Source organism: Stenotrophomonas sp. YJH_SMC_19 (assembly GCF_059367915.1).
Window position 1 is genome coordinate 403,595 of record NZ_JCAFRI010000002.1, and the last position, 26,375, is coordinate 429,969.

Annotated in this window: 22 protein-coding genes; 7 read left to right on the plus strand and 15 right to left on the minus strand. The window is 66.6% G+C overall.

Annotated features, from left to right (window positions below; translation table 11 throughout):
• The first annotated feature begins 3 nt into the window (after positions 1-3).
• From AC5P5R_RS04460 to AC5P5R_RS04475, 4 genes are all read left to right on the plus strand, one after another.
• On the plus strand, positions 4-537 hold the full coding sequence (locus AC5P5R_RS04460) for a lipocalin family protein (RefSeq protein WP_099484205.1): 534 nt from the start codon (positions 4-6) through the stop codon (positions 535-537).
• A gap of 96 nt (positions 538-633) precedes the next feature.
• Complete coding sequence (locus tag AC5P5R_RS04465) at positions 634-1,140, plus strand: GNAT family N-acetyltransferase (protein ID WP_043033545.1); 507 nt, start codon at positions 634-636, stop codon at positions 1,138-1,140.
• A 30-nt stretch (positions 1,141-1,170) separates the two neighbouring features.
• Positions 1,171-2,028 carry a LuxR C-terminal-related transcriptional regulator gene (locus tag AC5P5R_RS04470; protein ID WP_224119204.1) on the plus strand — a complete coding sequence of 286 codons (858 nt, stop codon included), beginning with the start codon at positions 1,171-1,173 and terminating at the stop codon, positions 2,026-2,028.
• 2 nt (positions 2,029-2,030) lie between these two features.
• Positions 2,031-4,337 (plus strand): ATP-binding protein, encoded by a 2,307-nt coding sequence (locus AC5P5R_RS04475; RefSeq protein ID WP_012480152.1) that lies wholly within the window; start codon positions 2,031-2,033, stop codon positions 4,335-4,337.
• Here the strand turns inward: AC5P5R_RS04475 and AC5P5R_RS04480 are convergent, their stop codons facing one another.
• From AC5P5R_RS04480 to AC5P5R_RS04520, 9 genes are all read right to left on the minus strand, one after another.
• Complete coding sequence (locus AC5P5R_RS04480) at positions 4,338-5,093, minus strand: SapC family protein (protein WP_012480151.1); 756 nt, start codon at positions 5,091-5,093, stop codon at positions 4,338-4,340. It abuts the gene before it with no gap.
• Between the two features lie 110 nt (positions 5,094-5,203).
• Positions 5,204-5,476 carry a hypothetical protein gene (locus tag AC5P5R_RS04485; RefSeq protein ID WP_005409616.1) on the minus strand — a complete coding sequence of 91 codons (273 nt, stop codon included), beginning with the start codon at positions 5,474-5,476 and terminating at the stop codon, positions 5,204-5,206.
• Positions 5,477-5,724: 248 nt separating this feature from the next.
• Positions 5,725-7,761 carry an elongation factor G gene (gene fusA, locus AC5P5R_RS04490; RefSeq protein WP_495226322.1) on the minus strand — a complete coding sequence of 679 codons (2,037 nt, stop codon included), beginning with the start codon at positions 7,759-7,761 and terminating at the stop codon, positions 5,725-5,727.
• Positions 7,762-8,244: 483 nt separating this feature from the next.
• Positions 8,245-8,994, minus strand: a complete 750-nt coding sequence (locus AC5P5R_RS04495; RefSeq protein WP_100438520.1) for a hypothetical protein — start codon at positions 8,992-8,994, stop codon at positions 8,245-8,247.
• A gap of 64 nt (positions 8,995-9,058) precedes the next feature.
• The gene (locus AC5P5R_RS04500; RefSeq protein ID WP_087803521.1) at positions 9,059-9,820 is read right to left on the minus strand and encodes a heme ABC transporter ATP-binding protein; all 762 of its coding nucleotides are present in this window, start codon (positions 9,818-9,820) and stop codon (positions 9,059-9,061) included.
• The gene (locus tag AC5P5R_RS04505; RefSeq protein ID WP_012480148.1) at positions 9,817-10,860 is read right to left on the minus strand and encodes a FecCD family ABC transporter permease; all 1,044 of its coding nucleotides are present in this window, start codon (positions 10,858-10,860) and stop codon (positions 9,817-9,819) included. The genes AC5P5R_RS04500 and AC5P5R_RS04505 overlap by 4 nt, the downstream gene beginning before the upstream one ends.
• Complete coding sequence (locus tag AC5P5R_RS04510; protein WP_065183790.1) at positions 10,857-11,906, minus strand: heme/hemin ABC transporter substrate-binding protein; 1,050 nt, start codon at positions 11,904-11,906, stop codon at positions 10,857-10,859. The genes AC5P5R_RS04505 and AC5P5R_RS04510 overlap by 4 nt, the downstream gene beginning before the upstream one ends.
• A 51-nt stretch (positions 11,907-11,957) precedes the next feature.
• Entirely contained in the window at positions 11,958-13,343 is a 1,386-nt protein-coding gene (locus AC5P5R_RS04515; RefSeq protein WP_100438519.1) for a YncE family protein, read from the minus strand.
• A 122-nt stretch (positions 13,344-13,465) separates the two neighbouring features.
• Positions 13,466-14,494: an alpha/beta hydrolase gene (locus tag AC5P5R_RS04520; protein ID WP_100438518.1), complete on the minus strand. Its 1,029-nt coding sequence runs from the start codon at positions 14,492-14,494 to the stop codon at positions 13,466-13,468.
• A gap of 321 nt (positions 14,495-14,815) precedes the next feature.
• Between AC5P5R_RS04520 and AC5P5R_RS04525 the strand changes: the two genes are divergently transcribed.
• Entirely contained in the window at positions 14,816-15,190 is a 375-nt protein-coding gene (locus AC5P5R_RS04525; RefSeq protein WP_005413292.1) for a hypothetical protein, read from the plus strand.
• Positions 15,191-15,263: 73 nt separating this feature from the next.
• Here the strand turns inward: AC5P5R_RS04525 and AC5P5R_RS04530 are convergent, their stop codons facing one another.
• The 5 genes from AC5P5R_RS04530 to AC5P5R_RS04550 all read right to left on the minus strand — a co-directional run bounded on the left by AC5P5R_RS04530 (position 15,264) and on the right by AC5P5R_RS04550 (position 22,545).
• Positions 15,264-15,653 carry a DUF805 domain-containing protein gene (locus AC5P5R_RS04530; RefSeq protein ID WP_099523880.1) on the minus strand — a complete coding sequence of 130 codons (390 nt, stop codon included), beginning with the start codon at positions 15,651-15,653 and terminating at the stop codon, positions 15,264-15,266.
• A gap of 161 nt (positions 15,654-15,814) precedes the next feature.
• A complete protein-coding gene (locus tag AC5P5R_RS04535; protein WP_224119203.1) occupies positions 15,815-17,113 on the minus strand; it encodes a replication-associated recombination protein A in 1,299 nt (432 codons plus the stop codon).
• Positions 17,114-17,451: 338 nt separating this feature from the next.
• A complete protein-coding gene (lolA, locus tag AC5P5R_RS04540; RefSeq protein ID WP_024958744.1) occupies positions 17,452-18,090 on the minus strand; it encodes an outer membrane lipoprotein periplasmic chaperone LolA in 639 nt (212 codons plus the stop codon).
• Positions 18,091-18,201: 111 nt separating this feature from the next.
• Positions 18,202-20,145 (minus strand): DUF3857 domain-containing protein, encoded by a 1,944-nt coding sequence (locus AC5P5R_RS04545; RefSeq protein WP_100438516.1) that lies wholly within the window; start codon positions 20,143-20,145, stop codon positions 18,202-18,204.
• Positions 20,146-20,184: 39 nt separating this feature from the next.
• Entirely contained in the window at positions 20,185-22,545 is a 2,361-nt protein-coding gene (locus AC5P5R_RS04550; RefSeq protein ID WP_005413288.1) for a DNA translocase FtsK, read from the minus strand.
• Between the two features lie 233 nt (positions 22,546-22,778).
• On the opposite strand from AC5P5R_RS04550, the gene trxB reads away from it, so the two are divergent.
• Together trxB and AC5P5R_RS04560 are read left to right on the plus strand one after the other, a co-directional pair.
• A complete protein-coding gene (gene trxB, locus AC5P5R_RS04555; RefSeq protein WP_005409600.1) occupies positions 22,779-23,750 on the plus strand; it encodes a thioredoxin-disulfide reductase in 972 nt (323 codons plus the stop codon).
• Between the two features lie 102 nt (positions 23,751-23,852).
• Positions 23,853-24,977: a GNAT family N-acetyltransferase gene (locus AC5P5R_RS04560; protein ID WP_100438515.1), complete on the plus strand. Its 1,125-nt coding sequence runs from the start codon at positions 23,853-23,855 to the stop codon at positions 24,975-24,977.
• Between the two features lie 108 nt (positions 24,978-25,085).
• Here the strand turns inward: AC5P5R_RS04560 and AC5P5R_RS04565 are convergent, their stop codons facing one another.
• On the minus strand, positions 25,086-26,354 hold the full coding sequence (locus AC5P5R_RS04565) for a hypothetical protein (protein ID WP_111722983.1): 1,269 nt from the start codon (positions 26,352-26,354) through the stop codon (positions 25,086-25,088).
• Positions 26,355-26,375: the final 21 nt, after the last annotated feature.

Here is a 26,375-nt window from a genome sequence, read left to right on the forward strand (position 1 = left end):
GACATGCGCATGTTCACGCTGCTTCCGCTGATCGCGGTCGGCCTGTTCGGCTCAGGCTGCTCCTCCAGCGATACCCGGCCACTTCCGCAGGCGCCTTCGGTGGATGTGCCACGCTTCATGGGCGACTGGTACGTGATCGCCCATATCCCGTCCTGGCCCGAACGCGATGCCTACGATGCAGTGGAAAGCTATGCCTTGAAGCCCGATGGGCGCATCCAGACCACCTTCACCTATCGCAAGGGCAGCTTCGATGCCCCGCAGAGGTCGATGCACCCCATCGGCCATGTTGAAGAGGAAGGTCATGGCGCGGTCTGGGGCATGCAGTTCATCTGGCCGATCCAGGCCGAGTACATCATCGCCTGGCTGGATGACGACTACCGCCAGACCATCGTCGCGCGCAGCAAGCGCGACTATGTCTGGTACATGGCACGTACGCCGCAGGTGGCCGATGGCGACTACCAGAAAGCCGTGCAGCGCATCGCCGAAATGGGCTACGACATCCGCCGGCTGCGGCGCGTGCCGCAATCCATCCGGTAGTGCGTGGCAACAACGACCCGATTGCGCCCTGCGTCATGCATCACCCGGCAGAGGATGCCAGAATTCCCGGACAGACCTGAGCCGGGGATCAGCACGATGGGCAGCCACGCAGAAGCGACATGGAACGGGCTTGAAGTGCGGCAGATCCGTGCGAGCGACCTGGATGTGATCTGTGCCCACCGCGAAGCCATGTTCCGCGAGAGTGGGCGGACCGAGGAGGTCCTGCGGGCGATGGCGGCTCCTTTCCGTGCCTGGCTGGCGCCGCGCCTGGCCTCGGGCGAGTACTTCGGCCATGTTCTTGCAGACCAGGGCAGAACCATCGCCGGCATTGGCCTGATGCTGATCGACTGGCCACCCCACCCTGCCCATCCGGAACAGGGCTGCCGCGGCTACGTCCTCAACGTGTATGTGGAACCGGAGTACCGCCGCCGGGGCATCGCCCGGAAGCTGATGGTCCTGGCAGACCACGCCTTCGCCGAGCGTGGCGCCACCTACGCGGTCCTGCATGCCACCGCGCAAGGGAAGCCGCTGTACGCCGACCTTGGCTGGGCGGGAACCAGCGAGATGGCACGCAGCCTGCGCGACGAGGGGCGAACGCCCTGAAGTCGATCCCGGCCGGTGCGGATCGGTGGCATGCCGCACCGGAAGCTTCCCGATGACATCCACGCCAAGCGCCATCACGCTTGCGGAAACGGCTTGTTTCCGCCCTGGCAATCCATCCCGCCAATGGATAGCCCCGAATCGATGGATAAAGCGCATCGATTCTTAGGAATAATCGCAAAAATCAAGCATTTTCGATGTTCGCCGCGACAGCAGCGCCAGAATGGTCATCACGCCCCATGGGCGCCGATCACCTCCCTGCGCATGAATGGACCTCCTGCCCCGCGCCCGCTGCGACTGGCACTACTGGACGACCACGAAGTCGTCCGTCGCGGCACTGCCCTGCACCTCTCCCGCGACGCCCGCTTCCGTATCGTCGCCAGCCACGCCCGCAGCGACGAACTCATCGACAGCCTCCAGCAGATGCGGGTGGATGTCGCGATCATCGATCTGACCCTGGCCCGCGACGATCGCAGCGCGTCCGAGCTGACCCCGCTGCTGCGCGAGCACTTTCCTCGCGTCACCCTGCTCGCTTTTGCGACCCTTTCACCCTCGATCCACATCAACCAGCTCATCGCCACGGGTGTCAGCGGCGTGGTCAGCAAGGCCGAACCACTGCCGATGCTCGCGGACGCGATCGTGCGGGTATCGCAGGGCCTTCCGCGACTGCCACCCGACTGCACGCTGCCGGGAGACTGCGAAGAGCTCAGCCGCAACGAGCGCGAAGTACTGGAGCTCCTGCTGGCGGGCCTGACCGTTTCGGAAATCGCGCTCCGCCGCCATCGCAGCATCAAGACCGTCAGCACACAGAAGGTTGCGGCCCTGCGCAAGCTCAGGCTGCGCAACGATGCCGAGATCTACGCCATGCGGCAGCAGCTGGAATCACCGTGAAGATGCGCGATCGAATGCGTACATCCACCCTCCTGCTGTTGGCGCTCATCCTGCTTCCCGCCGCGTCGGCCGAGGATGCGTCATCACTTGAATGGGGGCCGGGGCGCGAAGTCCGGGTGGCGACCACGCCGTCGCTGCACCCGGTACCCGCTGCACTCGCTGGCGGCACGACGTTGCCAAGCCTGGCCCATGGCTACGCCAATCTGGTTGCACGGCGTTCGCAGCTGCAGTTCCAGGAGCACCAGCATCCCAGCACCGGCGCATCGGTGGCTGCCGTCTGCAGACGCGAAGCGGATCTGGTACTGGTGATTGGCAACCACCTGCAGCCACCCTGCCCCGGCCTGGTGGCATCCAGCACGTTCCGCGGTGGCAAGACGATGCTCGCCGGCCGCAGCGGCGAACGCCTGCCACGCGATATCACGGAACTGGACCACCAGGTCCTGGCCGTGCTCGAAGGGGGGCCGTATGCGGGATGGCTGGCCGCGCGCCATCCGCACGTCCGCCTGCTACACCTGGCCGATCGGCACGCCACGCTGGCAGCTGTTGAAAACGGCACCGCCGATCTGGCAATCGGCCTGGAAACGACCCTGCGGCCCCTGATCCGTCGGCATTTCGCCGGGCACTTGCACCTGCAGCCTTTCGACAGCGATTTCTCCACCGACCTGCACCTGCTTGCGCGCCACGAAGATCGCCAGCTGCTGGAGCGCATCGAGCGGGCATTGCACGACATTACGCTGGAGGAACATGCCGGCCTGTTGCAGCTATGGGCCCAACAGGCGGCCCCCGCCTCGCTGGAGCACGTCCTGGACTGGATGCGTCAGCTGCCCCCGCAGTGGCTGCCGGCCCTGGCTGCCGCATTGGCAGTCGCCCCGTTCCTGTGGCATGCCTGGCACAGGCGCCTGCGTGCTGAAGGCCGTGCCCGCGCCCGCGCGATTGGCATGTTGAGCCACGAGGTGCGCAATTCGGCCCAGGCAGTCCTTGCCTCGATCGACCTGCTCAGCCAGCCGTCGGCGCCCATGGGGCAGCGAGAAGCGCTGGCGGCTGCACATGCCGCGGGCTCCTCGCTGCGCAACCTGCTCAACCGCTCGCTGGAGTTCTCACGCCTGGCCAGCGGCACCTTCAAGCCGCACGTAGAACCTTGCGACATTGCACGACTCTGCCGCCAATCGCTGGATGCAATTCGTCCCCAGGCTCGGCAGCGCGGGCTGGCGCTTCGCTTCGACTGCCTCCCCGAGCCCTGCCCCATTGTCGCCATCGATCCGGAAGGACTGCGCCAGATCATCGACAACCTGCTGGGAAACGCACTCAAGTTCACCGACGTCGGCGGCATCGAGCTGCGCCTTCAACTGACGCCAGGCAACCACCCTCGTGAGCTCATGCTGGATGTGATCGACAGCGGAATCGGCATCACTGCAGAGCAACTCACCGTGCTGTTCCAGCCATTCCAGCAGGGCGGAGACGGCAAGGAGCGCGGAGGCAGCGGATTGGGACTGATGATCGCGCATGCGCTTGCCCGCGCAATGGGCGGCAACCTGTCAGTACACAGCGTCCCCGGGCGCGGCAGTCGCTTCACCCTGCGCCTGCCGGTACGCCCCGCCAAGGCCAAGGTCACGTCAACCGCCAGCGCCGGCGCGGGAACGCCGCTGGGCGGGGTTGAGCTGCTGCTGGTGGAGGACCACGCCCTCAATCGCCGGGTCATCAGCGAGCAGCTGCGCCGCCTGGGTGCCGATGTACACGCGTCTGGCGACGCCGCCAGCGCGCTTGCCGAGCAGGCCGTGAGACCGCGCAGCGTGATCCTGCTCGACATCGGGCTCGGGGACATGGATGGCTATGCGCTGGCCATGCAGTTGCGCAGGCAGGCGCGTGCCCCACTGCGACTGATCGCGCTGTCGGCACGCCGTGATCGTCGGCATGTGGCGCGCTGCCGGAAAGCAGGGTTCGACGCCACCCTGACCAAGCCACTACAGCTTGAGTCACTGCTGCGGGCGCTGGAGCTGCCGGCGACCGGACAGGCCATCGCAATGGGCACAGCCGCAGGCGACGCCGCCTACATCACGGACATCGGCCACGAGCTGCTGCGGATCGAACAGGCCATCGATGACGCCAGTGCCACTGACCTATGCCATCACGCGCACCGGCTTCAGGGGGCCCTGCAGATATACGGAGCTGCCGTAGAGGCGGACACGGCGGGCGACCTGTGGGAGCTGGGTCGCGACGCCACACCCGACTGGGCCGATGCGCGACGCCTGTTGCGCGTCCTTCAGCAATGGCATGGCTCCCGCGCTGCGGAAGCCATGCCCGGGGCCTGATCAGGCCGCCAGACGCTCGACCTGGCGACGGGTCAGGTCGTTGAAGCGACCCAGCGACATCAGGTGCTGGTGGATCAGCGCCAGCCAACCACTGCGATGCCACTCGACCACAGTGGCTTCCGGCAGCGCGACGAACTTCTCGACGTCGACGACCTGGAAACCATTGAGGTTGAACTCACGGCCATCCGGGGTACGCACGGTGGCGTTGCGCTCGACCAACAGGCCGTTGTCGATCAGGGCCTTGGAGAAAGCCTGGGTCTGTTCGTGCTCACGGGTGAACTGGCCACAGAACTCCAGCGCCTGCTGCACCATGTCGGTGGCCTTGCCATCGACGAACAGCGGCTGGCCTTCGTCACCGCCCTTGACCACGCGCGAGCTCTCTTCGTCGATGCCCAGCAGGAAATCATTGTCCGAGCCGGTGTCGATGAAGATGAAGGGGTGGCGACGCAGGTAGGCCGGGATATAGGCCTCGTCTTCCCACAGGCCATCCTTGATGAACAGGTTCTGGTCGGATACGCCAACGGCAGCCATCGGCACTGCGGTCGGGCCAGCGAAGAGGATCGGGAAGTGGTGCAGCGCCAGCGAGAACTCGCCGAGCACCAGCGGAATGGCGTTGTTGCCCGCGGCAAACTCGAGCCTGCCCGGCAGGATGCGCAGGTCGGCGTGCACATCGGCCTGCAGCGGCACCGGACGGGTGTAGAACAGGGGGGCGTTGCTCGGCGCCGCTTCGGTGGTGGTGTCGCTGGTGGTGGTCATCTTGGGAACCGTTCGATCATGCGCGCCTGCCATCCCGGGCGCGCCAGCGGGAACAACCTGAATCCCGCATTATCAACAAGCTCGATGACAACGGCCACCCCATCGTCGGCCTATTTCAGCTGCAGGGGGTACCGCTGCCAGAGCACATGGACCAGGAAACCGGCCAGTTCGGTGTCACGCGCGCTGACCGCTGCGCGGATCTTGTCCAGCAGCACCATGTCCGAACAGGAGCGCACATCCGCGTGGTTGGCCTGCCCTGCCCGGCGCGCGCGGTAGCGCGCGGCCCGTTGCGCGTCACTCATGGCGTACCCGAACTTGGGCGGACGGCCGCGCTTTCGCGGCAGGGTCAGCTCCAGGGTTCCGGGGTCTTTGTCATCACGCATGAGAAGGGTGCGGGCGGCGGCGAGCAACGGGGGGTGCGCAATTTATCGTGAGGCATCACTTTAATCCAGCCTTTTCTGCAGTTTTGTTGCGATGCAATGCAAAAAATCGCATCCCGAGGGCCCCATCCCCGCATGGAGTGGATCTACTGCAGAGCTCGCGACCCGATCGCCCGGTAGATCCACGCCATGCGTGGATGCGCGCCCCGAACACAAAAAGGGGAGCCCGCGAACGGGCTCCCCACCTTTCCTCATGCAGCGCGTACCGGCTCGTAGCCGTGCAGGTGCGCCTCGCTACTCGCCCGCCCCTGGCTGAGCGAACGCAGCGACGTGGTGTAACCCACCAGCTGCGCCAATGGCGCAAAACCGCTGACCTCAGCGCGACCGTCCTGGCCCTCGATGCGGGCGATGCGACCGTGGCGCCGGTTGAGGTCGCCGACCACATCGCCCACCGACGCCGACGGCGAATGCACCGTCACCGCCATCACCGGTTCCAGCAGCTGCGTGCCACCTTCGGCCAGCGCGGCCTTGATCGCCTCGGCACCCGCGCGATGGAACGCCATCTCCGAAGAGTCCTTGGCATGGGTCTGGCCATCGACAAGACTGACCTCGATGCCGACCACCGGATGACCCTGCGGCCCTTCCGACAGCGCGGCACGTACACCCTTCTCCACCGCAGCGATGAAGCTGCGCGGCACCACGCCACCGACGATGCGGTCGTTGAACACCACCTGGTCGTCCTCACGCGGCGACACATCCAGCACCACGTGCGCGAACTGGCCCTGGCCACCGGTCTGCTTGACCAGTCGCCCGACGACGCCGGTCATCGCACGCAGCGGCGTCTCCTGGTAGGCCACGCGCGGCGCACCTACGCCCACGTCCACCTTCCATTCGCTGCGCAGGCGCTCGACCATCACCTCCAGGTGCAGCTCGCCCATGCCCCAGACCAGGGTTTCCGCCGTGTCGCGATCGGTTTCGACGCGGAACGACGGGTCTTCCTGGGCCAGGCTGGCCAGGCCCTGCGCCATCCTGATCAGTTCGGCCGCACGCGCCGGCTCCAGGCGCCACGCCAGCACCGGCGCCTGGGCCTGGATGTTCTCCAAGCGCAGCGGCTGCGCACGGCCGCTCAGCGTTTCGCCACTGACCGCATCCTTCCAGCCCAGCACCGCGACAATGTCACCGGCCACGGCCTGCTCGATGTCGTGGGTCTGGTCGGCCTGCACCCGCACCAGCCGGCTGACACGCCGTCCCTGTGGGTGCTGCGAGCTGGCCACCGCGTCGCCCACCTTCAAGGTCCCCGAGTACAGCCGCACGAAGCTCAGCGCGCCGTGCTGCTGGTGGGTGATCTTGAACAGCAGGCCCGCCAGCGGACCGTCCGGATCCGGCGGCAGCACCACCTCGCCGCTCTCGCTTTCGGCGGTCACGGCAGGGCGATCCAGCGGCGACGGCAGGTAATCGACCACCGCATCCAGCAGTGTCTCGATACCCTTGTCCTTGAACGCAGCACCGGCCAGCACAGGCACGCCCGCACCCGCCAGCGTCGCCCGGCGGATCGCCGCGCGCAGCTGCCCGGCATCGATCACGCGACCTTCCAGCCAGGCATCGGCCAGTTCTTCGTCATGATCGGCCACGGCCTCGACCAGCGCATCGCGCTGAACCTGCCACTGCGCGCGTGCCGCGTCGTCCCACGGGGTGATGACCGTCGCCGCACCGTCGCGCCACTGCAGCACGCGCTCGTCGACCAGGTCGACCCAGCCATTGAAGTCGCTTTCGCTGCCCAACGGCACGCCCAGTGTCCACGGTCGCGCCTGCAGCTTGTCCTGCAACTGCTCCAGCACGCGCTCGAACGAAGCGCCGACGCGGTCCATCTTGTTGACGAAAGCGATCAGCGGCACGCGATGGCGGCGCGCCTGGCGCCACACCGTCTCGGACTGCGGTTGCACACCGTCGACGGCCGAGAACACGGCCACAGCACCGTCGAGCACGCGCAGTGAACGTTCGACTTCGATGGCGAAGTCGATGTGGCCGGGGGTGTCGATCAGGGTCAGCCGATGCGGCGGCAGGTCACGCGGCGCCCACTGCGCCTGCACGGCGGCAGCGCCGATGGTGATGCCGCGTTCGCGCTCGATCGCCGAGAAATCGGTGGTTGCATTGCCGTCGTGCACTTCGCCGACGCGGTGGATCTCGCCGCTTTTCCACAGCAGGCGTTCGGTCAGCGTGGTTTTGCCGGCGTCGATGTGGGCAATGATGCCAAGGTTGCGACGACGGGAAAGGACGTGGGTGTTCATAAAGAGGTTCCTGCAAAGCCAACTTCAGGGGCCGCACACCCCGGTTGGCGACAGGGTGCGCGGCTAGCGTTCGGTCTCGGCGATCTGGTGCATGGCACGTTCTCCTTCGCAGTACTGGGTAGAGTCGAGTAGGTAGCGTCGACTGGGTAGAGTCGACTGGGTAGAGTCGACTGGGTAGAGTCGACTGTTAGTCGACTAATGAGAAACAAAAACAAAAAGAGCGCCCCGGAGGGCGCTCTGTCGAAGGTCCAGCGATGGCCGCTTCAACGGCCTCGTGGGGCTCCAGGCAGACACGCCCGTTCCGCGCTTGCGCGGGTCAGGGTGAAAAACTTCAGGAGCGGCATCCGGTTCATGGGGCGCATTCTAGACCTGCCAATCTGGCGCGCAAGTGAATATTGCACACATTAATAGAACGATGAGGCCGAACGACATCGGGGTCGGATCCCTTTGCCCAAAGCAAAGGGCTCTGACCCCTGCCATGTCCTACTTGCAGTCGTGCAGCTTGCGCGCCTCACCCACGGTCGCCGCCTGGTCGTCGCCCATCGAGATCCAGCCCTTCAGCGACGTCGCCGGGTCCATGTGCGGCAGCCGTGCGCCACCGTGGATCAGCACTTCGGTCCAGCTCCCCACCGGCGCCAGCTCGGACAGGCGTGCCGCCTGATCGTCCTCGGTACTGAACATGTCGTCCAGGCCCGCCGGAGGCGCGGTATTCACGGTTTCCGTCTTGCGGGTCCGGACCCGAAGTGCACCGTCCGGCAACCGCTGGGTGATCACCTCGTATCGCTCAACACCATACGCCCAGCTGCTTTCGCCAACGCTGCGGGTCTCGCTGCCGTCATCGGCCACGGCCACCACCTCGCCGGCCGGCCCGATGACGCCCGCGACAGCCCCCAGGCCTGACATCAGCGCCTGATAGACGATCATCTGCCGCTGTTCGGAGGTCAACGCACCGACCTTGAGCTTGGTCGCAGGAATCTTCAGGTACGCCGTCTCCCTGCACAGCACCAGCACCTGCTGGTCGTCCCAGCTCACCGACATTTCCTCGTTGGCGAAGTACTGCGTCTTCATCGACGTCACAGCGGCACCGTCGCTATTGGAATGTCGGGTCTCGATCAGCGAGGCGTTCTCGGCCGCGTCGGTCAGCGAAACCTGAGAGGTCGACGCCGCATTGGCAGCGCAAGCGGAAGCAATCATTGCGGCGAGCAGCACGCTGCAGGTAACGGTGCGGAACATGGCATCAGTCCATTGAAGAAAACGAAGCAATCATGATACCCGGAGCAACCTGGCGGGCCCTCGCTCAGGTCACCACCACCAGCGGCACGCCGCGCCGCGGGTGCTCCAGCACCACCACATCCTGCTGGTAGACCCGCTGCAGGTTGTCTTCGGTCAGCACCTGCAGCGGCGTGCCATCGGCTGCCACCCTGCCTTGCTCCAGCAGCACGATGCGATCGGCATAGCCGGCGGCAAGATTGAGGTCGTGCAGCACCACGATCACGCACGCACCGGCTTCGGCACAGGCGCGCACACTGCGCAGCGTGCGCTCCTGATGGCGCAGATCCAGCGCGGCGGTCGGCTCATCGAGCAGCAGCAACGGCGTGTCCTGCGCCAGCACGCGCGCGAACGTGGTGCGGGCGGACTCGCCACCGGACAGCTGCTGCACCTCGCGCAGGCGCAGCGCCTGCAGTTCGGCGGCATCGATGGCCGCTTCCACCCGGGCTTCGTCCGTGACCGGGTCCGGCGGGTGTGGCAACCGGCCCATCGCCACCACCTCCTCTACGCTGAAGGCGAAACGAACGCCGTGCTCCTGCGGCATTACCGCGCGCTCGCGCGCCAGCGGCCCGGCCTTGTAGCTGGCCAGCGGTTTGCCCAACAGGCTCACCTCGCCCGCATCGGCGCGCAGGTCGCCGGCCGCTACCGCCAGCAACGTGGACTTGCCTGCGCCGTTCGGGCCAACCAGCGCAGTCACGGTACCCGGCTCGAACGCCAGCGAGATGCCATGCAGGATCTCGCGCTGCTGGCGGCGCACCACCACCTCGTGCAGCTTCAGCAGTACGCTCATGGCGCCGCCTTGCGGCGCTGCTGCAGCACCAGCCAGAGGAAGAACGGCGCGCCCAGCGCGGCCGAGAACAAGCCCAGCGGAATCTCCGCCGGCGGATCGAGCGTGCGGGCCGCGGTGTCGGCCACTACGATCAGCAGCGCACCGAGCAGGCCGGACAACGGCAGCAACCAGCGATGCCCGGGGCCGACCAGCAGGCGTGCCACGTGCGGCACCACCAGGCCCACGAAACTGATCGAACCGGCAAAGGCCACCGCCGCGCCCACCAGCAGCGCACTGAACGCCACCAGGCGACGCCGCGTGCGGGTCACGTCCAGCCCGAGGTGCTGCGCCTGGCGTTCGCCCAGCGCCAGCATGTCCAATGGCGTGGCCAACCGCTGCAACGCGAACACGCCGATCGCAAACAGGGGCACCACCGCCGCCACATCGGCCCAGTTGGCACGCGCTAGCGAGCCCATCTGCCAGAACACCAGCGACTGCAGTTCGCTTTCGCTGGCGATGTAGGTGAGGAAACCGATCAGCGCCGAGCAGAACGCGGCCATCGCGATGCCGACCAGCAGCAGCGTGGCATTGCCACTGCCTTTCCCGGGCCGCGCCAGCGCATAGGTCAGGCCGATCGCCAGCGCACCGCCAACGAACGCGGCCACTGGCACCAGCCAGCCTGCCGCACCGGCGGCCCCCAGCACGATGGCAGCCACCGCACCCAGCGCAGCGCCCTGGCTGACACCGACGATCCCGGGGTCGGCCAGCGGATTGCCGAACAGGCCCTGCAGGCTGGCACCGGCCATCGCCAGCGACGCACCGACCATCGCGCCCAGCAAGGCACGCGGAATGCGCAGCTGCCAGACCACGGCGAGGTCGCGACTGCTGACCGCCTGCGGATCGAGCAGCCCCAGCTTCACCGCCAACGCCTGCATCACCTCCAGCGGCGGCAGCCGCAGCGGGCCCACGGCGAACGAGGCCAGCACCGCACCCAGCAGTGCCAGCAACGCCACCAGCAACATCGTCCGCCCGCGACGGCGGCGCCGATCCGCCGGACTCATGCCTTCGGCAACGCCGCCAGGGCCTTGGCCAGCGCCAGCGCGCCCGCACCGGAACCAACACTGGTGTACTTCAGCTGCACGTCCGGCATCACCCAGACCCGATTGGCCTGCCCGGCCGGGGTCTGCTTCAGCGTCGGGTACGCCTTCCACAAGCCCTCGGCACCGCCGAACAGCTGCAGGTCATGCTCGGTCACCAGGATCACCTCCGGCGCTGCGGCGACCACGCCTTCATTGCTCAGCTGCGAGTAGTTCTTCACCCCCGCCTCGGTGCCGATGTTGACGCCGCCAGCCAGCGCAATCAGCTGCGCCGAGGCGCTGTCGGCACCGGCAACAGTCGGTGAGCCGCCAGCGCCGGTGGCCGATACGTGGATCAGTCGTGGCGCATGGCCCAGGCCCTTGCCAATCGCTGCAGCCTCGTCGAGCTGACGCTGCACCTGCGTGGCCAGTGCTTGCCCTGCCTCGGCCAGCCCTAGTGCCGCGGCGACCTTGCGCACCTTGTCCGGCGCCGGCTGCAGGTCATCGATGACCACCGCCGGCTCGCCCACCTCGCGCAGCTTCCTGGCCAGTTCGGTGTGGCGGCGCAGGCTGTTGCCGAGGAACAGCGAGCCCTGCAGGCTCAGCACGCCCTCCACGCCAGTGGTGCGGTTGAACAGGAACTGGTGCGGCGCGGCCAGGCCGGCCTGGGTGGTGGTGTTGGTCGGCGCGGCAAATACCTGCTTGCCCAGCCCCAGTGCTTCGATCACCGCGATGACGTCGTCGCCACCGGCGATGATGCGACTGGTATCGGCCACTTCGATATCGGCGCCATCATCGGAATGCACCTTGGCCGGCAGCACCGCCTTCTGGCCGTGCACGGCCGGCATTTCGGCTCCTGCCACGCGCTGCCAGCCTGCCGGCAGCGCGGTTTCCGCAGCGGCCGCCGTTGCTGGGGGCGACTCGGCAGGCGTATTGGCATCAGAGGGAGCCGACGAGCCGCCACAGGCAGCCAGCGCCAGCGAAACAGCGAACGGAAGCGCACACAGGCGCAGACGGGACGCGATGTTCATGCACTTTCTCCTTGCTGGCAGGGCGACGCGCACGCCGCCCCACCGTGTGACTTACTGCTTCGGGGTGATGCGGGTGATGCGGGTGATGCGGTCACCCTTCGGGTCTTCAGCGCCGCGCGACTTGTTCACCGCGAACACGTTGCCCTTGCCATCGGCGCGGACGTGGTTCGGCAGCGTGCCGCCATCAAGATTGGCGACCACCTTGCCGTCACCGTTCACCACGGTGACCGTGCCAGCGCCACGGTTGCTGACGTAGGCCAGGCCGGAGGCATCATCGAAGGCGACGTTCAGCGCGCCGGCGCCGACCGGCACATCGTGCAGCACCTTGCCGGCGGCCACGTCGACGATCAGCAGGTTGTCGGTGCCCTGCGAGGCCACGTACAGGCGGTTGCGCGCCGCGTCGAAGGCCACGCCCGAGGCACTGATCGAATTGCCCAGATCGATGACCTTCTCGACCTTGCCGCTGGCCACATCGATCACTGCCGCCTCCGGGGTGCCGATGCTGACGGTGAACAGCTTGCCGCCCTTCTCGTCCAGCACCAGGCTCATCGGGGTGAACTTGCCGTCGTCCACGCCGGATTCCAGCGTCACCTGCGGCAGTTCCTTGAAGGTCTTCGCATCGAACACCGACAGGTGGTCCTCGCCGGTGGCAGAGGCGAACACCTTGCCGCGCGTGCCGTCGACCACCACGTCGCGCGCGTGCGGCACGGCATCGACCGGGAACTGGTGGACCAGCGACAGGTCCTTCTGGCCATAGACCGCGATGGAATTCTGGCGGGTGTTGGTGACCCAGACATTGCCGTTGGTGTCATCCACGCCCACGCCGTAGACCGCATAGACCGCACCGTTGGTGCTGCCCGGCACCTGCGCCGGGGTGATCGCCTTGGTCACCTTCAGCGACTTCGGGTCCAGCTTCAGCAGCTGCGACTGGGTCACCGGCGGGCGACCCACCGCCGAGGTCACGAACACTGCGTTGCTGGCGGCGCTGTAGGCGGACTGGTACAGGCCCGGCACCAGCTTGTTGGACTGGGTGGCGAACTGCGCCTGGCCGGACAGCGGCAGCTGCGGCGAAACGCGCAGCTTCAGCACGGTGGCCGCAGCCGGTTGGCTGGCGCGCACCACAACCGGATGGGTGCCCGGCACCGCGTCGGCCGGAATGCTCAACTGGGTCTTGAAGTTGCCATCCGCGTCGACCACCAGCGGCTGCGCGTTGAGCACGTTATCGCCACGCAGCAGGCTGACCTTCTGGCCCGGCACGAAACCGCGGCCGACCACGTCGGCAGTGCTGCCGGGAACCACGTTCTCACCGCGTGAGACGACTTCACCCTTGAAGGTGGCGTTGGCCGGCTGGTCGAACACCGGCTGCGCGGTGGCGGTCACCGCCAGCAACAGGCCGGCGGCGAGAGAGGTGAGACGGAAAGACGGACGGAACGACATGGAAGGCTCCTTGCACACGTAGGCCGCGCCACGTGACGCGGGATTCATCGGTTGCCTGGGCCGCTGCACGCCGGCAGCCTCGCCTGGGTAGTGGGGTCGCACGGCATCGCGTGCGAAGGGATTCACTCGGCGGCGTTGTCACCACCCGTGGGGGCACCGTCACCGGCGCTGCGGTCGGTCACGCCGTACAGTTCATGCAGCGCGGCATGGAACGCGGCCGGCAGCATCGGGCCGTGTCCCAGCCCCGGGAACTCGCGGTACTGCACGCTCATGCCCGGCACCTTGGCCAACCGTTCTGACAACTGCATCGCCGCATCCGGCGTGGCGCCACCGATGCGGCGCAGATGCGCGACCACCCGTGGGTTGCTCATGTCACGCTTGCCACGATCGCCAACACGCTCGGCACCGCCCAGCATCAACCAGAGCTTTGCCGGCTGGCCATGCACGTTCTGCACGAACTGCTGTTCCGGATCACCCAGCGCCGCGCCCTGGCTCCACCACAGCGAGGGACTGGCCGCCAGATAGGACTGGAAGGCGGCGGGACGGGTGTACAGCGCATTGAGCACGAACAACCCACCCAGCGAGTGGCCCCACAGCGCTTGCTGCTGCGTATCGATGCGTGCGCGACGCTCGACTTCCGGCTTGATGCGGCGTTCGATCACATCCAGAAAGGCCGCAGCACCACCGCCGACCGCCTGGGTCGTACCGCTCTCATCGTCGGCGCGGTCGATCCACGCGGTGTAGTCGCGGGTGCGCGCCTTGGAATCGATGCGCAGGTCATTGTCGTAGCCGATCAGCACCAGCACCGGCGGCGCCTCGCGCGCGGCCAGTTCGGCCAGCAGCGGCTGGTCCAGCACCATGGCGACGGCATTGCCATCCAGCGCGTAGAGCACCGGGGATGGCGTCTTGCCGGCCTTGGCCGGAATCACCAGGTTCACCCGCCAGCGGCGTTGCTGGTCGGGACTGTCCACCACGAAATGCTCGAAGCGATAGCTGGCCGCCGGCTCGTCGAGTACGGTGTGGCCAATTTTCTGCAGTGGATTGCGCTGCTGCGCATGGGCGTACGGGGTGGCCAGGAGCAGACCCATCATCAAGGCGGCCAGGCCGCGGGCCAGCGGACCACGGCGCGAAGGCGGGACGAAATGCATCATCAGCGGCGGCAGGAGCGACCAATGGCCGCCGGTTCATAGGGGACCGCAGTCTACCTTAAACGCGAATGATTATCACATCGATCAAACGTCACACTGTGTATCACGCGCGCGATACGTTCATTTTCCCGGTTGCACCGGAAACACTGAATCCACTATTTTGCCCGGCAGCGGGGCGCAGGAGCGCCCTACCCTCGCAGGGCTGCGGATGGATGGGTGATCGAGCCATCGGCCGCGCCCTGTCTATTGCCAAACCTATCCACGCATGGCGTGGATCTACTGACCACCACCCACGGGAATGGATCCCGTGACTGCGAGAACACCTTGAAGCGCACCACCCTGATCGCCCTTTCCCTTGGCCTGCTCGCACCGCTGGCCGCCCATGCCGCACAGGACCTGCCAACGCTCTACCAGGCCTTTGAAGAGGCCGGCAATTCGTCACTGGGCATGGACCAACTCAACCAGACGGTGACATTCACTGCCGTAGCACTGAGCGTTTCCAGCAACCTGGCGGGCGAGCCACTGATCGAGGCCGGCGATGACCAGGGCAATGTCCTGGCTCGGCTGACCAGCGACGACGAACAGCAGGCGGCCAAGCTGGGCGCACTGGAAGAAGGCGCGACCTTCACCGCCAGCTGCACGTTGCAGTTCAGCTCGGGCACCGATTACCTGTCCTTCGGCGATTGCACCATCAAGTAAAGATGAAGCCGGCAAAATGCCGGCTTCATTTCTTTGCCTCTGTAGCGTCGAGCCATGCTCGACTCATGCATCATCACGGCCCCGTAGGCACCGGACCATAAACGTTCTCCTGCGGCGTGCCCGGCAGCAGCGAGAAGATCATGATCACGATCCCGCCCCCCGGCACCAGCGCCAGCAGGAACAGCCAGCCCGACTGGTTGCAGTCATGCAGGCGGCGTACGGTCACTGCGATCAGCGGCACGATCGTGGCCAGCCACATCACACACAGCAGCACCACCATGCCGATCAGGATGCCGGCCAGCGCTTCGGCACTGTTGCGCAGGAGGATCGCCAGCACGCCGGCCAGCAGCATCACTGCCGTTGCGACCAGGAACAGGAACAGCTGGTACATCCAGTACTCGCGGCGGTTCGCGCGGCCCTCGAACTGGGCGTAGCGCTTCAACGGCAGAATCATGTCCTGCACGGCATCGATCCTTGAAAAAGTAGCCGCGCAGTGTGCCAAATGAACGTGCCGGGAACAATGTTGCCACTGCAGGGTCGAGCCGTGCTCGACTGCCTTACCGAATATGCCAACAAGCCTGCCAAGAGCGAAGTCGAGCATGGCTCGACGCCACATAAACCGGGTCAGCGGCCCTTCGCGGCGCGCGCAGCCTCGCGCTCGGCGCGCAAACGATCCAGCTTTTCCTTCAACTTGATTTCCAGCCCGCGCGGCACCGGGTTGTAGTACACCCGTTCGCCCATCGCATCCGGGAAACCGGTCTGGTCCAGTGCGATGCCCCCTTCGGCATCATGGTCGTACTGGTACTCGGCGCCGTAGCCCAGTTCCTTCATCAGCTTGGTCGGCGCATTGCGCAGGTGCAGCGGCACTTCTTCTGTGCCGCTCTCGCGCACATCGGACTTGGCCTGGTTGAAGGCCGCATAGCCGGCATTCGACTTCGCCGTGCTGGCCAGATAAAGCGCCAGTTGGGCGAACGCGAGCTCCCCCTCCGGACTGCCCAGCCGCTCATAGATGTCCCACGCTTCCAGCGCCATGCTCTGCGCACGCGGGTCGGCCAGGCCGATATCCTCGATGGCCATGCGGGTCAGCCGACGCGCCAGGTACGACGGATCGCAGCCACCATCGAGCATGCGGGTCAGCCAGTACAGCGCGGCGTCCGGGTTGGAGCTGCGCACGGATTTGTGCAGCGCCGAGATCTGGTCGTAGAACTGCTCGCCGCCCTTGTCGAAGCGGCGGGTACGATCGGCCAGCACCTGGGTCAGGGTCTGCGGCGTGATGCGCCCACCCTCCCCGCCCGCCAGTTCGGCGGCGATTTCCAGCAGGGTCAGCGCACGACGCACATCACCGTCGGCGGCGGTGGCGATTTCCAGCAGCAGCTCGGGAGCGACCTCGATGTGCTCTTCACCCAGGCCGCGTTCGCGGTCACCCAGCGCACGCTCCAGCGCCTCAACGATGTCTGTGGGCGAAACGCCTTCCAGCACATGCACGCGGCAACGCGACAGCAGCGCCGAATTCAGCTCGAAGGATGGATTCTCGGTGGTGGCACCGACGAACAGGATGGTGCCGCGCTCGATATGCGGCAGGAACGCATCCTGCTGCGCCTTGTTGAAGCGATGTACCTCATCCACGAACAGCACGGTGCGGCGGCCTTCGGCGAAGCGTTGCGCGGCCTCGGCCAGCACCTGGCGCACCTCCGGCAGGCCGGACAGTACGGCAGAGATGGCGCGGAATTCCGCATCGGCGTACTCGGCCAGCAGCAGCGCCAGCGTGGTCTTGCCGCAGCCCGGCGGCCCCCACAGGATCATCGAATGCACGCGACCGGATTCGACCGCGCGGCGCAGCGCACTGTCCGGCGCCAGCAGGCGCTTCTGCCCCACCATTTCGTCCAGGGTGCGGGGGCGCATGCGCTCGGCCAGCGGGCGCATGTGTTCCCGATCGACGCTCAGCAGATCGGGTCCGGGGAATGAAGTGGAGCGATGTCTTGGCACCCGGTCATTGTACCGCGCCGCCCAACGGTAGCGCCGGGCCGTGCCCGGCGGGCGGGACGCGATGTCTGGTAGTGCCGGCCGCTGGCCGGCAGATCAACAGCGTGTCAACCAAGGTTGACACCCACCAAGGCGGTGCCGGTTGAAACCCACCAGAGCAGAAAGCGCCGGGCCATGCCGGCGATCAGGCCACACGGGTGGTAGTGCCGGCCGCTGGCCGGCAGATCAAAAGCATGTCAACCAAGGTTGACACCCACCAAAGCGCCTCCGCCCACAGATCAATTACCGATGACGTCGGTGCCCTTCGGCGGGGTGAAGCTGAAGGTGCCGGCCGCGAAGCCCGGGTTGCGCTTCCAGCCACTGAAGCTGATCACGGTACGCTGGCCAACCGCATCGGTGATTTCCATCTTGGCCAGCCCCTGCGCGTTGAAGCCCAGCGCGGCGTACTGGAAGCTGGCTTCGGTCTCGCGCTTCGGCGACAGCGACAGCCACTGCAGGCCGTCGCGCTGCGCGGCCTCTTCGCTGACGTCGTACTGCTGCTCCAGCAGCGCCGGGTTGATCAGCGCGGTCAGCGGGCTGTTCTGCTCTTCCTTGCCCTGCTCGCGTACGGTGGCCTGCTCCAGGTCCGGCTCGTACATCCAGACCTTCCTGCCGTCGGCCACGATCAGCTGCTCGTGCGGGCGCACGTATTCCCAACGGAACAGGCGCGGCGCCGACAGGGCCACGCGACCACTGGTTGATTCCTTCACCTTGCCGCGACTGTCGAACACCTGCTGGCTGAACTGGCCATCCAGGCCCTTCAGGCCGCTGGTGAAGGTCTTCAGGTCATCGCGGGCGCCAGCCCAGGCGCTGCCGGCGGCGGCGCAGGCCACGGCCAGGGTGGTGGTGGCAAGGAAACGGCGGAAGCGGAAGTTCATGCGGGAATCCTGTGGGCGCGGGCGCCAGGAAAGGTGGTTGCCAGTGTGCCCGGGGAAAGATGAATGGGCGATCAGGGCGACATTATGCCGCCCTGAACGTCCATCGGCGATTCAGCCACGGGATCCCGGCAGCTTGCCGTACAGCACCTGGCCACGGAAGCCACGCCGCACTTCGCGATACAGCGCGCGGAACGCCGGATAGTCCTGCGGCTGGCACAACGCCTCTGGCCCACGCACTGCATTCTGCTGCAAGCGGTGGTGCACGATCACCTCCTGCCCCTCGCGACTCCAGTCCACCCGGTACTCGCCGGCTGCATTGGCGAAACGCTGGCTGGCCGGGATGGCGATGATCGGCGCATTGGCCGGGAACTGCAGGCGATAGGTTTCCTCGCGCAGGCTGGCATTGCAGTAGAACGGTGTCTCGTTGGCCGGCGCCGAGGCGGTGGCGTACAAGCCACGCACCGACTCGCCACCCGGCGGGTCCGGCACGGCCATGCCGCCGGCCACGCTGAAGTCGGCGTAGTCCTCGGCCTGGAACGCCATGCGATAGCCAAACGGCCGGGTCAGATCGACCGGCACGCCCTGGATCTGCAGCTGCCCTCGCCCATCGAAACCGGAGGCGGCCATGATCTGCTCTTCAGCGCGCGCACGGTTCTGCGCGTTGAGCTGGGAGAACTGGGCACGCATGCCGATCTCGGCGTTCTCGCCCAGTTTCGGAATCGTCTCGCCGCGCAGGTTGCCGTTGGCGTCGAAGGTGAAACGCACCTCCATCGAGGTGGCATTGCGCTCCGGCGTATTGGCCGGGGTGCGTGCCAGCGTGGCGTCGCGGGTACGCATCACCGGCGCACCCAGATCACCTTCCGGCAGCTGACCGAAGCGCGCCCACGCGGTGGTCGAATCCAGGTAGAGATCAAACTCGGGAATGTAGGTGATGGCGTGGTTGAAGCGGCCCAGCACCGGAATCTTCGGCAGCGTCGGACCGCCGCCGGCACCGATCAGCACCGGCGAGCTGGCGATGCCCTTGGCCGCCAGCAGCGCCTCCAGGATCGTCACATGGTCCTTGCAGTCGCCATAGTGGTTGTCGAGGATGCTCTGCGCGCTGTTCGGCTCCAGCCCGCCATTGCCCAGGTACACCGCCACGTAGCGGATGTTCTGCGCAACCCAGCGATACAGCGCATCAGCCTGCTCGCGGCGGTCGCTGATACCCGCGGTGATCTCATCAGCCAGCGCCTGCAGCGCCGGGGTCACCTCGGCCGCCGGGCCCGCCTTGAGCTGGTAGGCGCGACCCATCTGCGACCAGTCACGATAGGTACTGGCCATGATGTTCGGGCCGAACTCCCAGCCCGCCGCCGACCAGTTCTGCGCCGGCATCGCCTCGCGACGCTGGTAGCGCCAGCGCCACTGCGCCTGGCCGTTCTTCACCGTCGGCCGATCGCTGCCCTGCACGCCGCGGCTGTCGATGAACATCGGCAGGTTGGCCGGCGCACTCAGGGTGACTTCGGCGTCCTCGTACTCGGTGAACACATTGAAGGTCTCCCACAGGCCGAAATAGCCCGGGAAGTACGGCGTGGCCTGGGTGCGGCGCACCTGGTAGTACAGACGGGTGCCCGGGGCCAGGTTCGGGAACACGATCACCCGCACCTTGCGGTCGGCATACATCGCCGCCGAGGCGCTGGAGTAGCTTTCCTGGGTGTAGATGCGGTCGGCCGGCACGTCACGGCGCTGGCCGTCGGCGGTGATGGTGTAGGCGCCAAGCACCTCCAGGGTTTCCATCTTCTCGCTGTAGCTCAGCCGCACCTGGCTGAACTGCTCGACCGAGGCCTTGGTCTTGAGCAGCACTTCGTAGGTTTCGGTCTGCACATTGCCGGCATCCGGCCGCACCTGGTAGTCGGCGCGGTAACGGACAATGCTGAAGTTATTGCTGGCTTCGGTATCGCCGCTGGTGGAAGGCGGCGCCGTGGCGGGCGCGGAGGTGGCGGTGTCTGCCAGTGCCGGGCCGGCAGCCAGGAAGGCTGCCAGCGCCAGTGCCAGCGCGCTTGGTACGGGGTGAAGCATGCGTCGGTTCCTTGGACGTCGTGGGGGATACGTCGGGTCCTACTTCGGCGGCGGCGGTGCCAGCACCGTGCGGTCGCCGTTGTGCTCGGGCGGGCTGACCACGCCGGCCGCTTCCATGGCCTCGATCAGTCGCGCTGCACGGTTGTAGCCGATCTTCAGCCGGCGCTGCACGCCGGAAATCGATGCACGGCGGGTCTCGGTGACCACCCGCAGCGCTTCGTCATACAACGGGTCGGACTCGTCGCCGGACGAACTGTTCTCGGGCAGGCCGGTGGCGCCGACGACCACGCCGTCGCCCATCGTCTGCACTTCGTCCAGCACGCCGTCGACATAGTCGGCAGGGCCCATCGCCTTGAGGTGCTCGACCACGCGATGCACTTCATCGTCGGACACGAACGCACCATGCACGCGCTCGGGTAGCGCGGTGCCCGGCGGCAGGTACAGCATGTCGCCGTGGCCCAGCAGTGTTTCCGCGCCGGACTGGTCGAGGATGGTGCGCGAGTCGATCTTGGAGCTGACCTGGAAGGCGATTCGGGTCGGGATGTTGGCCTTGATCAGGCCGGTGATCACGTCCACCGACGGGCGCTGCGTGGCCAGGATCAGGTGGATGCCGGCCGCACGTGCCTTCTGTGCCAGGCGCGCGATCAGCTCTTCCACCTTCTTGCCGACGATCATCATCATGTCGGCGAATTCGTCGATGAAGATGACGATGAACGGCAGCGTTTCCAGCGGGCGCGGTGCCTCGCCCAGTTCCGGGTTCGGCTTGAACAGCGGGTCCATCAGCGGCTGTCCTGCGTCCTGGGCTTCCTTCACCTTCTTGTTGAAGCCGGCCAGGTTGCGCACGCCCACTGCGCTCATCAGCTTGTAGCGGCGCTCCATCTCGGCCACGCACCAGCGCAGGCCGTTGGCGGCCTCCTTCATGTCGGTGACCACAGGTGCCAGCAGGTGCGGGATGCCCTGGTAGACGCTCAGTTCGAGCATCTTCGGGTCGATCATCAGCATCCGTAGGTCTTTCGGCGAGGCCTTGAACAACAGGCTCAGCACCATCGCGTTGACCGCCACCGACTTGCCCGAACCGGTGGTACCGGCCACCAGCAGGTGCGGCATGCGTGCCAGGTCGGCCACGGTCGGGCGACCGGCGATGTCCTTGCCCAGCGCCAGGGTCAGCACACTGGCCGACTTGTCATATTCCTTCGAGCGCAGCAGCTCGGACAGGAAGATCATCTCGCGGGTGACGTTGGGGATTTCCAGGCCGATCACCGACTTGCCCGGAATGACGTCGACCACGCGCACCGACTTCACCGACAAGCCGCGCGCGATGTCCTTGTCCAGCGAACTGATCTGGCTGACCTTGATGCCCGGTGCCGGCTCGATCTCGAAGCGGGTGATGACCGGGCCGGGATTGGCGCCGACCACCTGCGCATCGATGCGGAAGTCCTTCAGCTTGAACTCGATCTGCCGCGACAGGGTCTCCAGCGTCTCTTCGTCGTAGCCCTTGGGCTGCGGCTTGGGATCATCCAGCAGCGCCAGCGGCGGCAGGTCCGAGCCATCACCGTTGACGCCGCGGAACATCGGAATCTGGGTATCGCGCTTGGCCCGATCGCTCTTCTCGATCACCGGCTCCGGACGCGGCTCGATCTTCACCGGCTCGCGCTTGGCGCGCACCTCGGCGTCGGCCTTGCGCACTTCCTGGCGCTCCTCGCGCATCACCCGGGTCTGCTTCCACTCGGTGACTTCTTCCTTCTTGCGTTCCAGCAACGGCGCCAGCGACATCACGCCGCGGCCGATCTTCTCCATCACCGTGAACCAGGACAGCCCGGTCGCGAGCGTGATCGAGGCCAGCAGCAGCACCAGCACGAACAGGTTGGCGCCCAGCGCGCCGAAGCCCACCGTAAGCGAATTGCCCACCAGCTTGCCGAGGATGCCGCCGGCACTGGAGACGTCGCCACTGAACAGGCGCACGTGCAGGAAGCCGGTGCCGGCGATGAGGAAACCGACCAGGCCGACCAGGCGCAGCGCCGGGTCCAGGTCGTTCTCGCCCTTGCTCTCGCGCTTGAGCCCGAACATGGCGATCCACGCCAGCGCGCCCAGTACCACCGGCAGCAGGAAGGCGATGTAGCCGAACAGCTGCAGCAGCACGTCGGCGATCCAGGCCCCGGCGCGGCCACCCAGGTTGTGCACTGGCGCGACCACACTGCCGGTATGCGACCAGCCCGGATCAGTCGCTGAATACGTGAAAAGACTGGCCGCCAGGTACAGCAGGGCCGGCGCGATGGCGATCAGGCCCAGATCGCGCCAGAGACGCTGGCGGCGTGGATTGTCGGTCGTCGCCGCCGCGGCCGTGCGACGTGACGCCTTGCTGTCGTCGGACTTGGAGCGTTCGGGGACCTGCTTCGCCACCTTAGACCATACCTTTGGAATGCGCTGTTAGTGATTGATAATAAATGAGACGGCGTCAGTTTTCAGTTATGCGACGTCCGGCAGGCCAATCCGGGGGCCGAAACCACTGCTGGATGACGGCGTTCCGTTCATCGGCTTGAATCGCCCTGCCCCAGCCGCCACTCTATGACCAGCCAAGGATGCTGCGCAAACATCGCCAGCGCCTTGTCCCATCTACCTTTTCGCGAGTTTACATGAGCACCAGCCTGCCCTCCCGCCACCAGCGCCTCGTCATCCTCGGTTCCGGCCCGGCCGGTTGGACCGCCGCCGTCTACGCCGCCCGCGCCAACCTGAAGCCGGTCGTCATCACCGGCCTGCAGCAGGGCGGCCAGCTGATGACCACCACCGAGGTGGACAACTGGCCGGGTGACGCCCACGGGCTGATGGGCCCGGACCTGATGGCGCGCATGCAGGCCCATGCCGAACGCTTCGAGACCGAGGTCATTTTCGACCACATCCACACCGCCGACCTGTCGCAGCGCCCGTTCAAGCTGATCGGCGACAGCCACGAGTACACCTGCGATGCGCTGATCATCGCCACCGGCGCCACCGCCAAGTACCTTGGCATCCCGACCGAAGACGAGTTCAAGGGCCGCGGTGTGTCCGCCTGCGCCACCTGTGACGGCTTCTTCTACCGCGACCAGGACGTGGTCGTGGTCGGTGGCGGCAACACCGCCGTGGAAGAGGCCCTGTACCTGTCCAACATCGCCCGCAAGGTCTACCTGGTCCACCGCCGCGACACACTGAAGGCGGAAAAGATCATGCAGGACAAGCTGTTCAAGAAGGTGGCCGAAGGCAAGATCGAGACCGTCTGGCACCACCAGGTGGAAGAAGTGCTGGGCAATGATGCCGGCGTGACCGGCGTGCGCGTGAAGTCCACCCTGGACGGCAGCACCCGCGACATCGACGCCCACGGCTTCTTCGTGGCCATCGGCCACCACCCGAACACCACCCTGTTCGACGGCCAGCTGGCAATGAACAACGGCTACCTGGAAATCCGTTCGGGCCTGGGCGGCAATGCCACCCAGACCTCGGTGGAAGGCGTGTTCGCCGCCGGCGACGTGGCCGACCAGCACTACCGCCAGGCGATCACCTCGGCCGGCTTCGGCTGCATGGCCGCACTGGACGCCGAGCGCTACCTGGACGCACAGGGCAAGGCCAGCTGAGAGGTTGACCCGCTCCTGTAGGGTCGAGCCACGCCCGACTCCGGATGAAAGGCCGACGCCAGTGCGTCGGCCTTTCTGTTTCATCTGCCCTATCCTTCCCTCATGCCTTCCCCCCGCTTCCTCGACTCCCTGCAGTCCATCCCCGCCACCGACTGGGATGCCCTGCACGACGGGCAGAACCCCTTCGTCAGCCACGCCTTCCTCGCAGGCCTTGAACAGCACGGCTGCCTGCGCGAGGACTGGGGCTGGCAGCCCCGGCACTTCACGCTCTGGGAAGGCGACAGCTTGGTCGGCGCCATTCCGGGCTACCTGAAGACCAACTCGCACGGTGAGTTCGTGTTCGACCATGCGTGGGCCAACGCGTATGCACGTCATGGCCGCGACTACTATCCGAAGTGGCTGGGCGCGGTGCCGTACTCGCCGGTCACCGGCCCGCGGTTGCTGGCCCGTCACGATTCAGATCGCGCCACCTTGCTGTCGGCATTGCGCGAGGCGCTGCCTGCACTGGACGTGTCCTCGGCCCATATCAACTTCCACACCGCAGTGGACGAGGCACTGTTCGGCGATGACTGGCTGCTGCGCGAAGACGTGCAGTTCCAGTGGCAGAACCCGGGCGATTGGGCCACGTTCGAGCAGTTCCTTGGCGCGATGAACCACAAGCATCGCAAGAACATCCGCCAGGAACGGGCCAAGGTAACCCGCCAGGGCATCACCTTCCGCGTGGTGCACGGCGATGAAGCCAGCCGCGCGGACCTGCAGGCGATGTATCGCTTCTACCTGCAGACGTTCCTCGAGTACGGCAACGCCCCGGCGCTCACCGAGGCCTTCCTGCGCCATCTGGCCATTTCATTGGGCCGCCAGCTGGTGCTGTTCCTGGCCGAACAGGACGGCGAGCCGATTGCCGGCGCGCTGTGCCTGCGCGGTGGCGACACCCTGTACGGCCGCTACTGGGGCGGCGCCACCCTGCCCGGCCTGCACTTCGAGGCCTGCTACTACCAGGGTATCGAATACTGCCTGCGCGAACGGCTGACCCGATTCGAACCGGGTGCACAGGGCGAGCACAAGCTGGCGCGGGGCTTCCTGCCGACGCTGGTGCGCAGCCGGCACTGGGTGGCCGATGCGGATTTCGCAGAAGCACTGCAGGACTGGTGCCGGCAGGAACGGCGCGATGTGCGGCGCTACCAGCAGGAGCTGCAGGGGCATGGACCGTTCCGCGTAGAGCCGTAGAGTCGGGCTTGCTCGACTGGCGCGGCGCCGGGAAGCGTGCCAACCAGGGTTGGCACCCACCAGGGCATAAGGTTGGTGTCTTCCAGTGCAATGGCGAGCACGCTGCGCTCAGGTGCACTGCCAGAAGTGCCCACTCACCCGACACGTCGCGCACCAGAACGTATAGAGCATGCCGCCGCTGCCCCACAGCAGCGTGCCCTCACTCGTGGTGGGCAGCGTCGAATCCAGCTGCATCACGAAGGGCATCTCCTCGCCGCAATCGATGCACGCCGGGTACCAGGCACTCTGCACCCAGCTGGGCGCGCCGCCAACGCGCGACAGGTTCTGCCGATGGTTGGACTGGCCCCAGTCCTGCTGCTGCCACCGCCTGGTATCCATGGCGACCAGGCCGATTTCGGCACGCATCAGGTCACCGCTGTCGGTCGGCGTGGCCGGCACCTCCAGACGCTGGCTGGGGTGGCAGCTGGGCAGGCCGACGGCATCGTGGCGATAGAAGCGCACGGGCGGGTCTTCCCAGCCGCAGCAGTCCAGGCACAGGCCCAGCGTGATCTCACCCGCCGCGCCCGGCTGCAGCGCGGCAGCGTCGGTTCGCATCAGGCGCTGCAGCGGTGCATGGCAGCTGCCACACAACGCTTCCAGCGGTCCTCCCATCTGCCCCGCATGGTGCACCTGCCCACCATTCCAGGTCGGGTGCAGGCGCCAGATACGCTTGCGCCAGCTCGGTTCGTCCGCCTGCTGCGCGCGATGCTGCTCGCGGCCAAAGCGGATGTGCAGCGGCCGCTCCCCATGCAGGCGGCGCGGCAGCGGCCCATCAGCCACGCCGGCCCAATGCGCCCAGACCTCAGCATCCAGCGCGCCCCAGTCAGCGAGGTAGCCGCGGGCAACGGCATAGCTCTCGGGCTGCGCCGCGAGCAGCAGCGCCCTGGCCCGCGCCATTTCGCGATCGTCATCGGCTTCGGCCAGAATCTGCGCCCACTGCACGGCAGTGGCAGACGGCAGGCCCCGCCACACCTGCGAAGCCAGCTGCAGCTCATTCTCACTGGCAATCGCCAGCAAGGCCTCCCAGTCGTCCTGCAGCACCTGCGGCGCCTGGTAGCTGGCGAATTCGATCACGCTGGCCAGCAGCTCACCGCGCTCGCCATCACGATAGCGACGCCAGGCCTCGGCACTGACCGGCGCAACCGCTTCGTCGGGCAGCAGATCCAGCGCCATGTCGAGAAAGGCCGAGCTGGGTGAACGCCGGGCAAGGGCCAGCCGCATCAGCGCACCGAGCTGGCCCGGCTGCTCAGTCGCCAGCGCCAGCAGCATGCTCTGGCTGTCGTTGCACGTGCGCGGGTTGTCGTGCACATCGAGGATAGCGGTGATCGCGTCACTCATGCGTGGGCTCCTTGCCGTTGG

Excerpts from the sequence above, each read along its gene's own strand:
- AC5P5R_RS04460 (WP_099484205.1), top strand. The coding sequence starts at position 4 with ATGCGCATGTTCACGCTGCTTCCGCTGATCGCGGTCGGCCTGTTCGGC.
- AC5P5R_RS04465 (WP_043033545.1), top strand. The coding sequence starts at position 634 with ATGGGCAGCCACGCAGAAGCGACATGGAACGGGCTTGAAGTGCGGCAG.
- AC5P5R_RS04470 (WP_224119204.1), top strand. The coding sequence starts at position 1,171 with ATGCCGCACCGGAAGCTTCCCGATGACATCCACGCCAAGCGCCATCAC.
- AC5P5R_RS04475 (WP_012480152.1), top strand. The coding sequence starts at position 2,031 with ATGCGCGATCGAATGCGTACATCCACCCTCCTGCTGTTGGCGCTCATC.
- AC5P5R_RS04480 (WP_012480151.1), bottom strand. The coding sequence starts at position 5,093 with ATGACCACCACCAGCGACACCACCACCGAAGCGGCGCCGAGCAACGCC.
- AC5P5R_RS04485 (WP_005409616.1), bottom strand. The coding sequence starts at position 5,476 with ATGCGTGATGACAAAGACCCCGGAACCCTGGAGCTGACCCTGCCGCGA.
- fusA (WP_495226322.1), bottom strand. The coding sequence starts at position 7,761 with ATGAACACCCACGTCCTTTCCCGTCGTCGCAACCTTGGCATCATTGCC.
- AC5P5R_RS04495 (WP_100438520.1), bottom strand. The coding sequence starts at position 8,994 with ATGTTCCGCACCGTTACCTGCAGCGTGCTGCTCGCCGCAATGATTGCT.
- AC5P5R_RS04500 (WP_087803521.1), bottom strand. The coding sequence starts at position 9,820 with ATGAGCGTACTGCTGAAGCTGCACGAGGTGGTGGTGCGCCGCCAGCAG.
- AC5P5R_RS04505 (WP_012480148.1), bottom strand. The coding sequence starts at position 10,860 with ATGAGTCCGGCGGATCGGCGCCGCCGTCGCGGGCGGACGATGTTGCTG.
- AC5P5R_RS04510 (WP_065183790.1), bottom strand. The coding sequence starts at position 11,906 with ATGAACATCGCGTCCCGTCTGCGCCTGTGTGCGCTTCCGTTCGCTGTT.
- AC5P5R_RS04515 (WP_100438519.1), bottom strand. The coding sequence starts at position 13,343 with ATGTCGTTCCGTCCGTCTTTCCGTCTCACCTCTCTCGCCGCCGGCCTG.
- AC5P5R_RS04520 (WP_100438518.1), bottom strand. The coding sequence starts at position 14,494 with ATGATGCATTTCGTCCCGCCTTCGCGCCGTGGTCCGCTGGCCCGCGGC.
- AC5P5R_RS04535 (WP_224119203.1), bottom strand. The coding sequence starts at position 17,113 with ATGCGCCCGCTGGCCGAGCGCATGCGCCCCCGCACCCTGGACGAAATG.
- lolA (WP_024958744.1), bottom strand. The coding sequence starts at position 18,090 with ATGAACTTCCGCTTCCGCCGTTTCCTTGCCACCACCACCCTGGCCGTG.
- AC5P5R_RS04545 (WP_100438516.1), bottom strand. The coding sequence starts at position 20,145 with ATGCTTCACCCCGTACCAAGCGCGCTGGCACTGGCGCTGGCAGCCTTC.
- trxB (WP_005409600.1), top strand. The coding sequence starts at position 22,779 with ATGAGCACCAGCCTGCCCTCCCGCCACCAGCGCCTCGTCATCCTCGGT.
- AC5P5R_RS04560 (WP_100438515.1), top strand. The coding sequence starts at position 23,853 with ATGCCTTCCCCCCGCTTCCTCGACTCCCTGCAGTCCATCCCCGCCACC.
- AC5P5R_RS04565 (WP_111722983.1), bottom strand. The coding sequence starts at position 26,354 with ATGAGTGACGCGATCACCGCTATCCTCGATGTGCACGACAACCCGCGC.